This window comes from Cognatilysobacter lacus (assembly GCF_008274655.1).
In the GTDB taxonomy this organism is placed as follows: domain Bacteria; phylum Pseudomonadota; class Gammaproteobacteria; order Xanthomonadales; family Xanthomonadaceae; genus Cognatilysobacter; species Cognatilysobacter lacus.
In genome coordinates this window covers 1-13019 of record NZ_VTRV01000076.1, presented here as the reverse complement: position 1 = coordinate 13019, position 13019 = coordinate 1, and the positions used below count along the sequence as shown (strand labels likewise).

Genomic DNA, 13019 nt, shown 5'->3' with positions numbered 1-13019 from the left:
CGTGCGCGTGTTCGCGGCCGGCCTGCGGGATCTTCGCGGCGTAACCGGCGTCGCTCACAGCCCCGATGAGCTGTGCGAGGTCCGGCGGGCCGGCGGTGTGCACGCGCGCCCGCTCGGTGGCGAGATTGACGGATGCGTCGATGACGCCCGGCACGTCCGACAGCGCGCGCTCGACACGACCGACGCAGGACGCGCACGTCATGCCGTCGATGATCAGGTCGGTTTCCTGCGTTTCGACGCCGTAGCCTGCTTCCTCGATCGCCTGCACCACCGCGCCCAGCGCCGGCAGTTGCGGTCCACGGATCTCGGCGGATTCCGTCGCAAGATTGACCGTCGCGTCCTGCACGCCCGGAAGCCTCAGGAGCGCGCGTTCGATGCGGCCGACGCATGACGCGCAGGTCATGCCCTGCACGGGGAAGCGGATCGAATGGGTCGTGGTGTTCATTTGAGCGCCTGCAGAATCGATCCGTACAGCCTCGTCCTTCCCACGACGGGAAGGTCAAGCGCTGAACGGACACCCACGGCCGCTGCCTGCATCGGTTGACCTTCCCATGGGTGTAAGCCCGACGCTTGCTGCAAGGCGGGTAAACCGCGTAGGAGAACGAAGATGCGCTTGAATGTAGAAGGCATGACATGCGGGCACTGCGAACGTGCGGTCAAGAAGGCGATCGCCGCCATCGGCGGGTCGGCGCAGGTTGACCTCGCGACCGGCACGGTCGAGGTCGAGGGTGTCGACGACGCAGCCAGCGCGCGGCGAGCCATCGAAAGCGAGGGCTATACGGTGGTGGACACCGCAGCCGCCGCGCCAAAGACGGGCTGCTGCTCGAAGCCGTAAGCCTGAGGTGGCGCAACCGGTTGCCGGACAGGTGCAGACGCTCAACGCGGTCGACGCCGCATTGAATCGGCCCCCGAGCCCCGCCAGCGACCCGACCCTCCCCCGGACGTCCGACAATGCGCATCTGAACAAAACCACCCCGCGCTGCGTCCCTCGAGAAACCGCCCTACCCTTGCGGACAGGCGAACCCTGGTGAAGCCACCTGCGCCATGTCGGAGCATCCGCGTCCGCGCATCTTCTGGAGCACGAATCATGAAATCCCCACTTCTGCTCGCGGCGGCCGTCGCGGCCGCCCTTGCGGCTCTGCCCGCGCCCGCCGCGGCACAGCACGTTCATGGCGCCAGCGCGAAGCGGTCAACGCCGCCGGCGACCAGAGCGCGCGCCGCTCCCGCACCGGCGGCGATGCAATCGATGGACCACTCGGCGATGGTCCACGCCACGATGAGTCAGCCGCAGGCGGACCATTCGACCATGGACCACGCAGCGATGGACCATGACGCGATGGACCACGCAACGATGCAGCCGCCCGCTGCCGATCACGCGCAGATGGACCATTCCTCGATGGATCACATGCAGATGGATCCATCGCAAATGGATCATCCGGCGACGCAGGACCCGGACATGGGGGCGATGCGCATGCCGATGCCGGGCATGTCACATGACGGCGCGATGCGCGGCGCGTTCGGCCCTTATCGGGGCACACGCGAAAGTTCCGGCACCGCGTGGCAGCCGGACGCGTCGATGCACGAAGGCCTGCACGCGATGCGCGGCGACTGGATGCTGATGGCGCACGGTGCGCTGAACATGGTTTACGACCACCAGTCCGGCAAGCGCGGAGACACCGGCACCTTTGCCTCCGGCATGCTGATGGGCATGGCGCAGCGCCCGCTCGGCAACGGCACGCTGCAGTTCAAGGCGATGCTGAGTCCCGACCCGCTGATGGGACCCCGCGGCTACCCGTTGCTGCTCGCGTCGGGCGAAACCGCCAACGGCGTGGAGCGCCTCGTCGACCGGCAGCATCCGCACGATTTCTTCATGGAACTCGCGGCCTCGGTATCCCAGAACATCGGCGCCAAGAGCAGCGTGTTCGTATACGCCGGCCTGCCCGGTGAGCCGGCGTTTGGCCCCCCGGCATTCATGCACCGCGAAGCGATCATGGATTCCCCCGAAGCCCCGATCACGCATCACTGGCTCGACTCGACGCACATCAGCATGGGCGTGCTGACGGCGGGCGTCGTCGTGGATCGCGCCAAGCTCGAGGTCAGTCGCTTCAACGCGCGCGAGCCCGACCAGCACCGCTGGAACATCGAGACCGGCGCGCTGGATTCCACCGCGGTGCGCGCCTCGTGGAACCCGACCGCGTCGCTGGCGTTGCAGGGCAGCTGGGGCAATTTCAAGGACCCCGAGCAGCTCGAGCCGGGCGTGAACCAGAAGCGTCTGTCTGCAAGCGCGTTGTACGCGCGCGAAGTCGCGCCAGGCGTCATGGTCGCCGGCACGCTCGCGTGGGGCCGCAAGTCGATCGACCACGACGGCGAGCAAACGAACGACGATGCGTTCGCGGCCGAGGCGTCGTTGAAGCACGGCGAGTGGACCGTATTCGGACGTGGCGAAACGACGGAGAACCGCGAGCTCGTCGAGTCGGCAGGCGCGCATGGGCCCGCGTACACGGTCAGCAAGATGTCGTTGGGCGTCGTGCGTGATTTCAAGGTTGCCCAGCACCTGTCGCTGGGGGCCGGCGGCCTGTTCGCGGTGAACTTCATCCCGGACAGCCTGCGCGACGCGTACGGCAGCAACCATCCGCTCGGTGCGATGGCCTTTGTACGGCTGAAACTCGACTGACGTCGCGCTGACGAAAACGTGGGTGGCGTGCGCTGCGCAGGGTGACTCGCGCCGCTGCACCGCCATCCGCGGCGTAAAGCGATCGCTACCCGATCAGTTGCGACGTTGCGGCTCGCCCTCGCCGACTCAATCGCGGCTGGTCACCCGGTGCAGAAGCAGACCCGCGAGCATCGCCGGCACGAACCACAGCGCCTCGACCGATGCCACGCCCAGGCCCGCGAGCGCCGGCCCCGGGCAGTAGCCGGCGATGCCCCAGCCGACACCGAAGATCGCCGCGCCCGCGAGCAGGCGGCGATCGACGTGTCGCAGGTTCGACAGGTGGAACGTGTCGCCGAGCACCGGGCTGCCGCGTCGCAGCACGAATCGGAACAGCAGCATCGTGGTCGCCACCGCGCCGCCGAGAACGAACATCAGCGTGGGATCGAAGTCACCGAAAACGTCGAGGAAACCGAGCACGCGGCGCGCATCGGTCATGCCCGACATGGCGAGGCCGACGCCGAACAGCGCGCCCGAGGCGAGCGCCGCCAACGAGACTGGCTTCATGACCCGCTCCCTACATGGCGCATGACGAACGTGGTGATGATCGCAGTCGCCATGAAGGTCGCGACGGCCGCCAGCGAACGCATCGAGAGCCGCCCGATCCCGCAGACGCCGTGGCCGCTCGTGCAGCCGTTGCCCATGCGCGTCCCGAAGCCCACCAGCAGCCCGGCGACCACCAACCCGGCGCGCGGAAAGTCCACGCGCGGCTGCGGCGCGCCCGGTACCAGCGCCATGTACAGGCTGGCCGCAGCGATCAATCCCAACAGGAACGCTGCACGCCAGGCCACGTCACCAGCGCGCGGTAGGACGACGCCGTTGAGGATGCCGCTGACGCCGGCGACGCGGCCGTTAAGCCAGAGCAGCAGCGTGGCCGACAGGCCGATCAGTACGCCGCCAGCCAGCGCAAGCAACCATGCAGACGTCACGTCGCACCTCCGATACGGTTGAGCGGCAGGCGCAGGTAGCGGATGCCGTTGGCGTCCGGGGGCGGCAGTTCCCCCGCGCGGATGTTGACCTGCAGTGCCGGCAGGATGAGCTTCGGCGGAGGCAGCGTGGCGTCGCGCGTGGTGCGCATGGCCACGAATGCCTCCTCATCCGCGTGGCCGCCCACGTGCACGTTGCGTTCGCGCTCTTCGCCTAGCGAACGCTGCGCTTGGGCCGCGCGTTCGGCTGGCGGATAGTCGTGGCAGAGGAACAGGCGCGTCTGCGGCGGCAGGTCGAACAGCCGGCGAATCGAATGGTAGAGCTTGCGTGCATCACCGCCGGGGAAGTCGGTGCGCGCGGTGCCCGTCTCCGGTGCGAACACGGTGTCGCCCACGAACGCGGCGTCGCCGATCACGTAGGTCAGGCTGTCATCCGTGTGGCCGGGCGTCGCGAGCACCCGGGCCTCGAGCGAACCGATCGGGAACGTGTCGCCGTCGCTCAGCAGTCGATCGAACTGGCTGCCATCGGGAGTGAAACCGGGGTCGAGGCCGAACAGCGCCTGGAAGCGCGCCTGTACCTGCGTGATGCCCCGTCCGATCGCGACCTTCGCGCCGGTCTTGGCCTTCAGATACGCGGCGGCGGTGAGATGGTCGGCATGCGCGTGCGTTTCGAGGATCCAGTCGACGGCCAGCTGCCGCTCGTGCACGAAGTCGAGGATGCGGTCCGCCGATGCCGTGGACGTCCGGGCGGAAACGCTGTCGTAGTCCAGCACGGGATCGATGATGGCTGCCCGCCCACCGTCGTCGTCGTAAACGACGTGCGTAAACGTGAAGGTCGCCGGGTCGTAGAAACTCTGCACACGCGGATTCATGTTGGCGTGCCTCGCATTTGCACTTTAGTAGTTACTAAAGTAGGTTCGTCACTCTGTGTTGTCAAGCAATTACTAAAATACTGCCGCCATGGCCCGAACCGCGAAGAAGTCCAGCGCCCGCAGCTTCCCCTCTCCCGAGGAAATGTCGCGTCATGCCGATGAAGCGGCTGCGCTGCTCAAGGCGCTGGCGCATCCCGCACGGCTGCTGGTGCTGTGCCAGCTGGTGGACGGGGAAGCGTCCGTTGGCGAACTGCAGCCGATCACCGGGCTGAGCATGTCGGCGCTTTCCCAGCACCTGGCGGTGCTGCGGGAGATGGCGCTTGTCGAAACGCGCCGCGACGCGCAGACGATCTACTACTCGCTCGCCGAAGGCCCCGCGGCCACCGTGCTGGACGCGTTGTATGCGGCTTACTGCGGCAGCCAGGAGACCGGCCGATGACACTGATGCAGATACTGCTCGGCCTGCTGGCCGGCGGCGCGGTCGGGTTTACGCTCGGGCTGGTCGGCGGCGGCGGCTCGATCCTGGCCGTGCCGCTGATGGTCTACCTGGTCGGTGTGCGCGATCCGCACGTCGCCATCGGCACCAGCGCACTGGCGGTCGCCGCCAACGCGTTCATCGGCCTGGCGGGACACGCTCGCAAGCGCAACGTGAAGTGGCGCTGCGCGGCTACGTTCGCCCTCGCAGGCGTGGTCGGTGCGTGGTTCGGCGCCATGCTCGGCAAGTCAATGGACGGCCAGAAGCTGCTGGCGCTGTTCGCGCTGCTGATGCTGGTCGTGGCAGGCCTCATGTTCCGCTCGCGGGGGCGCGAAGGCGATCCCACGGTCGTGCTCAATCGCGGCAACGCGCCCAAACTGCTGGGCGCAGGCGCAGCCACCGGCCTGCTGTCGGGCTTCTTCGGAATTGGCGGCGGCTTCCTCGTCGTGCCGGGGCTCATCGCGTCGACGGGCATGCCGATCCTCTTCGCGGTCGGATCCTCTCTGGTCGCGGTTACCGCGTTCGGGCTGACGACGGCACTTAGCTACGCGACTTCCGGCCTCATCGATTGGCCGCTTGCGGGGATATTCGTCTGCGGCGGCGCCGTTGGCAGCTTCTTCGGCACGCGGATCGCCACCCGCCTCGCGGATCGCAAGGGCGCGCTGAGCATGGTGCTCGCGGTCCTCATCGTCGGTGTCGCGCTTTACATGCTGTACCGCACTGCGAGCGAACTCGGACTCATCTGACCTTCCACGCCTGTCCCCTTTCGGAGGTTCCGTGACCGCACCGACTTGCTACGCCAAAGACCATTACGCAGGCGGGCAACCCACGCCCGGACAACTCGCCGAACTCGAGCGTGCGGGCGTGCGCACCGTGATCAACCTGCGTGCAGCCGATGAGCCCGTCGACTACGACGAAGCGGCTGAAGCCGGGCGGCTCGGCCTGGGATACGTAGCGTTTCCCATCACCGGCGCGGCGGATCTCGACCGCGAACGCGCGCAGCATTTCGGCGCGCTGCTCGACAAGGCTCGACGCGAGGGCGGCGTGCTGATCCACTGCGCCAGCGCCAACCGCGTGGGCGCGATGGTGGCACTCGACGAAGCCCTCAACCGCGGCCGCACGATCGACGCGGCGCTCGAACTGGGTCGCGCTGCGGGACTCAAAGCGCTCGAGCCCGCCGTAGTCGCGCTCGCCGAACGCGAGGGCGCGCGACGGTGAACACCAGCCGCATGATCTTCCGCCAGCTCTTCGAGCCGGTGTCGTCGACATACACCTACCTGCTCGGCTGCGCCGACAGCGGCGAGGCCGTGCTGATCGATCCGGTCATGCCCGCGTGGGAGCGCGACCTCCAGGCCGTCAACGACCTCGGGTTGCGGCTGGTGATGACGGTCGACACGCACATCCACGCGGACCACATCACGTCGGCGTCGCTGCTCAAGCGCGAGGTCGGCAGCCGCATCGCCGTGCCCGCGCTCGACTCACTGCCCTGCACCGACGTCGGTATCGAAGACGGCGTTCCCCTGCACGTCGGCGGACTGTGGCTCGATCCCATGCACACGCCGGGACATACGGACAATCACTTTGCGATCGGCGCGGGCGACCGCGTGTTCACCGGCGACGCGTTGCTCATCGACGGCTGCGGCCGCACGGATTTCCAGAGCGGCGATGCGCGGACACTTTACGAAAGCGTACGCGGCCGCCTGTTCGCTCTGCCGGGCGAGACGCTCGTCTATCCCGCGCACGACTACCAGGGCCGTTGGGTATCGAGCATCGCGCAGGAGAAGCAGCGCAATCCCCGGCTCGGTGGCGACCGCACGATCGAATCGTTCGTCGAACTGATGGCGAAACTCGACTTGCCCTATCCGAAATTCATCGACTACGCCGTGCCAGGCAACCGGGCATGCGGCGTTTGTCCACCGGATCTTCCCGATGCGCTTCGTGTGTATCGTCCGCAGATGGCCGAGAGTCCCCAGGGGTGATGCGATGGTCCGTCCCGTTCATTTGTTCGCGGCAGCTGCCTTGTCGCTACTGCTCGGCGCCTGCCAGACAGTGGCGCCTGTGAAGCATGCCGCGTTCGTTGCGATACCCGGCTTCGGTGCACCCTTCGAAGCCGCCGATGCCGGCGTGCAGGTCGATCCGTCCATGCGCTATCGCGTCGCATTTCCAGCGACGCACGCGGCTTCGTCGCCGACGGAGGTGCTGCCCGCGCTCGACCGTGCGGCGCGCTTCCTCAACCTGCTCGGCGCTGCCGGCCGCACGATCCAGCCCGGCGATGTGGTGGTGGTGATCTCCGGGCCCGCGACGACGTCCGTGCTCACCGACGTGGCATGGCGCACGCGTCATCCCGAAGTCGCTGCCAACGGCAATCCCAACCTGCCGCTGATTCGCGCACTGCGCGATGCCGGTGCGGTCGTCGCTGTCTGCAGCCAGGCCTTGCACGGCCAGAAGATCGACGCAGCCGACGTCGACGCATCGGTGCGGCGTGACCTGTCGGCGATGACCACGCTCGTCGCGTTGCAGGCGAAGGGATACGCGGTGGTACCGGAGTAAGGCGCCATGCCGCGTGCAGCCCTGGTCGTAACCGTTCTGATGGTCGTCCTCGCATACGCCGGCGCAGCCAACGCGGTCGATCCGGCCACGCTTGCTCGCTCGGGTGGCGCCGGCGTCGCGGCGTGCTCGAGCTGCCACGGCGACAAGGGCCAGGGCCAGGGAAATTTCCCGCGGCTCGCGGCGCAGCACAGCGCGTACCTGGCACGGCAGCTCGAAGATTTCGCGAGCGGTCGACGCGACAACCCGATCATGTCTCCGATCGCGAAGGCGCTGTCGGCGCCCGACCGTGCGGCCATGGCGAACTACTACGGCGCATTGCCCGCCCCCGCCCCTCTCGCCGCGGCGCCCGCACCGGCGACGGCGCCGGGCGGATGGCTCGCAACACGCGGCGCATGGTCGAAGGGGGTGCCCGGTTGCGTGCAGTGTCACGGGCCGGGCGGACGCGGCGTTGGTGCGGCTTTCCCGTCCATCGCCGGCCAGCCAGCGGGTTACATCGCCGCGCAGCTCACGGCTTTCGCGAGCGGCGCGCGACGAAACGATCCGCAGGCGCTGATGCGCACACCTGCCGCGAAGCTGAGCCAGAGCGAGATCGACAGCGTGTCGCAGTGGCTGTCCACGCAACCGGCCGCTGCCGCGGGAGCAAGCCGATGAGAGGCGTTCCTCGCCCGCGGCTCGCACTCGCGTCCGCGGCCGTGGTCACCGCGACGCTTCTCGTCGCCTGCAATCACGATGACCAGCTCGCTCCGCGCTTCCATCCCGGAGCGACGAAGGCCGTATCGACCGTGGCGACGCCAGCCGTAGCGGCAACGGGCGTCGGCGCCAGCGCCACGGTGTTCGTCCCCCCCGGCGAGGCAAACATTCCCGCTGACGCCTTCGGCGATCTGGTGCGCCGCGGCCGCGATCTGTTCGTCGACACCGGGCGCATCGCGCCGCAATACGTGGGCAACGGTCTGACCTGCTCCAACTGTCACCTCGACGCCGGCCGCCTCGCGAACTCCGCACCGCTGTGGGGCGCATGGGTGCGCTACCCCGCGTATCGCGCGAAAACCCACAGCGTGAGCAGCTACGCCGAACGTTTGCAGGGCTGCTTCGTGTACAGCATGAACGGCAAGGCGCCGCCGCTGGGCAGCCCGGAACTGGCGTCGCTCGAGGCGTATTCGTACTGGATGGCGAAAGGCGCGCCGACGGGTGCATCCCTGCCCGGCGCGGGCTATCCGAAGTCGAAGAAGCCGCCCGCGCCGGTGGACTACGCGCGCGGCGAGCGTGTGTTCGCGACGAACTGCGCGCTCTGCCACGGTGCCGACGGCGCCGGTCAGCGCGCGGAAGGCCGCTACGTGTTCCCGCCACTGTGGGGACCGGATTCGTACAACTGGGGCGCCGGCATGCACCAGCTCGACAACGCCGCCGCGTTCATCCGCGCCAACATGCCATTCGGTCGCGGCGGCACGCTGACCGAGCAGGATGCGTGGGACGTCGCGGCGTTCGTCAACGCACACGAACGCCCGCAGGATCCGCGCTTCACGGGCGACGTCGCGACCACGCGCAAACGTTTCCACGACGACCCCAACTCGCAATACGGCACGGTGGTGAACGGCCACCTGCTGGGCAGCACGGGCGCGCGTCGCTGACCGAGGCGACGAAAAACGCACGGCGCGACCGTTCTTGCATTCGTTCAGGACATCAGCATCGGCACAAGTCGAACAGACAAACCGAACACGCCGACCATCAGCGCGAGGCCGGGCAGCAGCCTGAGGACGTAGCCGGCACCACCCGCCGACGCGGCAACGACGATCTTGCTCACCGCATTCGTCGCCACGGCAAGCACGATCAGATCGGCTGCGAACGGCAGGCTGATCTTTCCCGCGGCCGCAAGCTGCGCTGCGGACGCGGCCGGCGCGTGCGCGTCCGCGAACCCGGCAAGGCCAACCGCGACGCCCAGGCCCGCGCCACCGAAAGCTTGGCGCAATCCGGCCGAAATCAGCAGGACTGCGGCCACCACGGCGACGAACGCGAGCGCGTGGCGCAAATCGAAGGCACGGCCGGGAATCGGCGAGCGCTCACGCGTTTTCGGTACCCGCGACCGCCCCGCGGCGAGCGCCGCGTACCCCACGACCGTCAGCCCGGTGACGATCAGGGGCACCGCGAGACGCTGCAGCAACGGCGGCGCCAGCAGACCCGTGACGATCGCGAGCTGCACGACGGTGCTCAGGCTCGACATCATCGCCGCGCACGCCGCGAGCCACGTCAGGTCGCGATCGCGGCGCGCGAGCTGTCCCATCGCGGCGGTAGTCGCCGTGCTCGAGGCAAAGCCGCCGGCCATGCCCGCGAGCAACAGGCCCCAACGCGTGCCCAGCCATCTCAGCGCGAGATAACTGACGTCGTTGACGCCAAGCACGACGACGGCCAGCAACCACAACCGACGCGGATTCAGGGCGTCCCACGGATCGATGGTGCGATCCGGAAGCATGGGGAGCACGATCGTCGCGGCCGCAGCGAGCAGCAGGAGATCGTGCAGCTCCTGCGCGGTCAGCCCGTGGCGCACGAAGTGGTGCAGGCGCGACTTGGTGGCGAGCAGCACCGCGACGACCACGCCGCTGCCCGCCGCCAGCACCGGGTCACGCTGCGCGAGCGCCCCACACAGGAAGACCACGAGCATCGCGAAGCCCGTCGTCATCCCCGAATCCCGCGCAGCGGCCCGGCCCCACGCCGCAAGCGCCGCCAATGCCGTGAAGGCGCCGGCGACGACGAGCGCTTCCGGGCCCAGCAGCGCGGACAGGCTGCCCCCCAGCGCCACCAGCACGAACGTGCGCAGGCCCGCCCAGGACGGGTGCTGCGTGTCGCGTCGTCGTTCGCGCTCGATGCCGACCAGCAGTCCGATCCCGAGTGCGACAGCGAGGCCGAAAACCGCTTGCGTTCTGATCATCATCGGGCGTTGGCGGGTGCGCCGCGGGTTGTTCGACTGCCGGTCGATCGATCGATCGCGCCGACGACGCCCATGCGCACGCGCGGCAGCGACGCGAATCGAGCGTCGCCAGCGACCGGCCGTGCGACGCCACAAGGGCCACGCTTCCGCGGTAGAAGGCCTGGGGAATCGTATTGCGATGGAAGGGGTTACGACGGCGCGCGGTTCCACCGCTCCGATGAGCGGTCCTGCGTCGCGGGTGTGACTGCTGATCACCGCTCGATTGCACGGCGCCCGCCTCCGCGTCGCTGATGCGATCAGACATGGGGGCGACCGCAGCTGCGCCCGAATCCTGACACGGGTCAACTACAGAGCGAGGCGGCGGCGTTCCTATTTATATGGAGCCAACGACCACCAGCCGGCTGGGGCGCAGACGCGCCGAAGCGGACCGGGCGTTTGGCATTTTGCGTCGGGCGATTCCGGTCTGGAGCGACTCCGGCACCGCCGTACTCACGTCGCGATGGAAATGGCAAAAGGCCTCGCCCGAATCAGGCAGCTGGCGCACCCGGGAGATGCAGAGTGAAAGGCTTTGCAAAGGATATCGAACACATTGCGCTGGACAACGCGGCGTTTCGCCGCGTGCTGTACACCGCGAGGAACTGCCAGCTGGTCGTCATGGCGTTGAAGCCCGGCGAAGAAATCGGCTCGGAGGTTCACACGCTGGATCAATTCTTCCGCGTCGAGGACGGCACCGGGGAAGCGATCATCGACGGCGCGCGAACGCCGATCAAAGCCGGGTTCGCGATCCTCGTTCCCGCCGGGGCGAGCCACAACATCATCAATACCGGCGGTAGCCCGCTCAAGCTCTACACGATCTACGCCCCGCCCAATCATCGGGACGGCGTCGTGCACCGCACGGCTGCCGATGCCGAGGCAGACAGCGAACACTTCGACGGTAAGACGACCGAATGACCAGCGTCCGGCAAGACCAATCTTGTGCTTGACTCGAGGCGGCCGACCCAATCGCGCGAAGCCGGCACCGCCCTCCGGTCTCTTCGCCCATCGCGCAAGTGCTCCGGTGCAGCTCTGGGGAACCTTTGCGAATCTCGCTCGGCTGCACGGCGCTAGCGCGCGAACCGGCGCCCCTTCTTCGCTTGAACCTGCCAGTACGCGCCAAGCCGTGCTCGGAACCGGGACGGCTTTTCCGCAAACGCGCGGCGCGCGACGTAGAGCGCGCGTCGCTCCAGCCGGCGCATTTCCGGCCGCACGAACTCTTTCAGCCACACGGGGTCGAGACCCTCGGTGCCGCGCGACGCATCGGCAAGCGTCGTCGCGAGAACATGCAGGTCATGGTGTTCGCCCAGGCGTTCGCCGAGCAGCTCCAATTCCTCGATGGCCGCTTGCATCGGTCGTTTCCACAGCGGCTGCAGCAGCTCCATGTGGAATCGATGGTGTTTCGCGTGCTTTCGCAGCTCATGGAAGTGCTCGGCGGTCGGCTCCTCCAAGGCCAGCGCCAGGCATCGCCGCGCCTGCCGATAGGTATGGGTGAGCCCGTCCGAAAGCGCGGCGAAGCCCTTGGCCTGCAACGTCCAGTCCGGGACGCGGTGGCGTTGCCCATCGAGTAGATCGAGGGCGCGCTGCACCGCGGCCGCCTGGGCGTGCGTCGCGGCCTCCGACCGTTGCTGGTCGGCAAGCCACGTGTCAGCGAGCTCGAGTTCGTGCACCCCGTAGCGCTGGGGGTCGCGTTGCCTAAGTCGGGTCAGCGTTTCGCGTTGGGCGGCGATGTCGCGCAGCAGTGCGAGTTCGTCCGCGGCCTGGCTCACCACGCGCTGTTCGCGCGCGTGGCCGGAAAACGATCCGCGTACCAGACGCAAGAGTGCCCGCAGCCTCTTGCAGTGCTTGCGGATCTCGTGCGGAACGTCGACATCGCCTGACTGCGCGGCTTGGTGGCAGAGCGCGATCTGTTCGAGCGCGATCGCGCGGAACTCGACGTCGACGGGTTTGCGGGCGCTGAACCGGTAGCTCATCCGCGAACCGTATCGAGCGCCGGCGGACGGCGGGTTAAGCAGAAGTGAGTGCGTGTTTGATGCGCGAAGATGCGCCGTGACCTTTGGCGCCGACGCGTGCGCTCGGCCACCGAGTCGTGAAACGTCCGCGGGTCGACGGCGAGGCATCGCCGCGCCCGCGGCATATGGCGCGGTTCGCGTTGCCGGGCATCAAGCATCGAAGCCGCGCGCCTCCCACGCTTCATCTCTCGACGGTTGCACCCGCGGCCACCCGGCTGCCTTCGCGCACCGAGTCGCCCGGATACGCAATCGCCACTGCCCCGGGGCGCAGACCCGCGAGGATCTCCGCCCGGTCCTCGCCGACGTGGCCCACTTGCACGTGGCGCAGGCGCGCCCGCCCGTCCTCGATCGCATACACGGCCCAACGCGTTCCGTCGCGAAACAGCGCGGACACCGGCAGCGACGGCACGGAGCCGCGCCACACCACGAAGCGCGCATCGACGCGGTAGCCGTCCCCCAACGGCGGCGGTGGCCGCACGAAGCGCACTACCACCGGGACGCGCTGCTCCTCGACGCCC

Annotated in this window: 17 protein-coding genes; 10 read left to right on the top strand and 7 right to left on the bottom strand. The window is 68.3% G+C overall.

Going from position 1 to position 13019, the window contains the following annotated elements:
- Positions 1-445, bottom strand: a 445-nt coding sequence (locus tag FW784_RS08295) for a copper ion binding protein (RefSeq protein WP_149352879.1), incomplete at its 3' end; no start/stop codon positions are given.
- Positions 446-607: 162 nt separating this feature from the next.
- On the opposite strand from FW784_RS08295, the gene FW784_RS08290 reads away from it, so the two are divergent.
- Together FW784_RS08290 and FW784_RS08285 are read left to right on the top strand one after the other, a co-directional pair.
- On the top strand, positions 608-835 hold the full coding sequence (locus FW784_RS08290) for a cation transporter (protein WP_149352878.1): 228 nt from the start codon (positions 608-610) through the stop codon (positions 833-835).
- A gap of 441 nt (positions 836-1276) precedes the next feature.
- The gene (locus tag FW784_RS08285; RefSeq protein ID WP_205123584.1) at positions 1277-2674 is read left to right on the top strand and encodes a hypothetical protein; all 1398 of its coding nucleotides are present in this window, start codon (positions 1277-1279) and stop codon (positions 2672-2674) included.
- A gap of 126 nt (positions 2675-2800) precedes the next feature.
- Here the strand turns inward: FW784_RS08285 and FW784_RS08280 are convergent, their stop codons facing one another.
- From FW784_RS08280 to FW784_RS08270, 3 genes are read right to left on the bottom strand one after another with little or no spacing between them, the layout of a single operon-like run.
- Positions 2801-3217 carry a DUF6691 family protein gene (locus FW784_RS08280; protein ID WP_149352876.1) on the bottom strand — a complete coding sequence of 139 codons (417 nt, stop codon included), beginning with the start codon at positions 3215-3217 and terminating at the stop codon, positions 2801-2803.
- Positions 3214-3639, bottom strand: coding sequence for a YeeE/YedE family protein (locus tag FW784_RS08275; RefSeq protein WP_149352875.1), 426 nt, complete (start codon positions 3637-3639; stop codon positions 3214-3216). The genes FW784_RS08280 and FW784_RS08275 overlap by 4 nt, the downstream gene beginning before the upstream one ends.
- Positions 3636-4508, bottom strand: coding sequence for an MBL fold metallo-hydrolase (locus FW784_RS08270; RefSeq protein ID WP_149352874.1), 873 nt, complete (start codon positions 4506-4508; stop codon positions 3636-3638). Before FW784_RS08270 ends, FW784_RS08275 begins: the two co-directional genes overlap by 4 nt.
- Before the next feature lie 88 nt (positions 4509-4596).
- On the opposite strand from FW784_RS08270, the gene FW784_RS08265 reads away from it, so the two are divergent.
- From FW784_RS08265 to FW784_RS08235, 7 genes are read left to right on the top strand one after another with little or no spacing between them, the layout of a single operon-like run.
- Positions 4597-4947, top strand: a complete 351-nt coding sequence (locus FW784_RS08265) for an ArsR/SmtB family transcription factor (protein ID WP_149352873.1) — start codon at positions 4597-4599, stop codon at positions 4945-4947.
- A 2-nt stretch (positions 4948-4949) separates the two neighbouring features.
- Positions 4950-5729: a sulfite exporter TauE/SafE family protein gene (locus FW784_RS08260; protein ID WP_205123585.1), complete on the top strand. Its 780-nt coding sequence runs from the start codon at positions 4950-4952 to the stop codon at positions 5727-5729.
- A gap of 31 nt (positions 5730-5760) precedes the next feature.
- Entirely contained in the window at positions 5761-6201 is a 441-nt protein-coding gene (locus tag FW784_RS08255) for a protein tyrosine phosphatase family protein (RefSeq protein WP_187770731.1), read from the top strand.
- Positions 6198-6962, top strand: a complete 765-nt coding sequence (locus FW784_RS08250) for an MBL fold metallo-hydrolase (RefSeq protein WP_205123583.1) — start codon at positions 6198-6200, stop codon at positions 6960-6962. Before FW784_RS08255 ends, FW784_RS08250 begins: the two co-directional genes overlap by 4 nt.
- Before the next feature lie 4 nt (positions 6963-6966).
- Entirely contained in the window at positions 6967-7533 is a 567-nt protein-coding gene (locus FW784_RS08245) for a DsrE family protein (protein ID WP_187770730.1), read from the top strand.
- 39 nt (positions 7534-7572) lie between these two features.
- On the top strand, positions 7573-8184 hold the full coding sequence (locus FW784_RS08240; protein WP_205123582.1) for a c-type cytochrome: 612 nt from the start codon (positions 7573-7575) through the stop codon (positions 8182-8184).
- On the top strand, positions 8181-9161 hold the full coding sequence (locus FW784_RS08235) for a c-type cytochrome (RefSeq protein WP_149352868.1): 981 nt from the start codon (positions 8181-8183) through the stop codon (positions 9159-9161). Before FW784_RS08240 ends, FW784_RS08235 begins: the two co-directional genes overlap by 4 nt.
- A gap of 44 nt (positions 9162-9205) precedes the next feature.
- Here the strand turns inward: FW784_RS08235 and FW784_RS08230 are convergent, their stop codons facing one another.
- Positions 9206-10456, bottom strand: coding sequence for an MgtC/SapB family protein (locus FW784_RS08230; protein WP_187770729.1), 1251 nt, complete (start codon positions 10454-10456; stop codon positions 9206-9208).
- Between the two features lie 558 nt (positions 10457-11014).
- On the opposite strand from FW784_RS08230, the gene FW784_RS08225 reads away from it, so the two are divergent.
- Positions 11015-11407 carry a cupin domain-containing protein gene (locus FW784_RS08225; RefSeq protein ID WP_149352866.1) on the top strand — a complete coding sequence of 131 codons (393 nt, stop codon included), beginning with the start codon at positions 11015-11017 and terminating at the stop codon, positions 11405-11407.
- Positions 11408-11559: 152 nt separating this feature from the next.
- On the opposite strand, the gene FW784_RS08220 is transcribed toward FW784_RS08225, so the two are convergent.
- Both FW784_RS08220 and FW784_RS14360 read right to left on the bottom strand, forming a co-directional pair.
- A complete protein-coding gene (locus FW784_RS08220) occupies positions 11560-12462 on the bottom strand; it encodes a CHAD domain-containing protein (protein ID WP_187770728.1) in 903 nt (300 codons plus the stop codon).
- Between the two features lie 220 nt (positions 12463-12682).
- Positions 12683-13019 (bottom strand): efflux RND transporter periplasmic adaptor subunit (locus FW784_RS14360; RefSeq protein WP_235893620.1); only part of this gene is annotated, 337 nt, incomplete at its 5' end.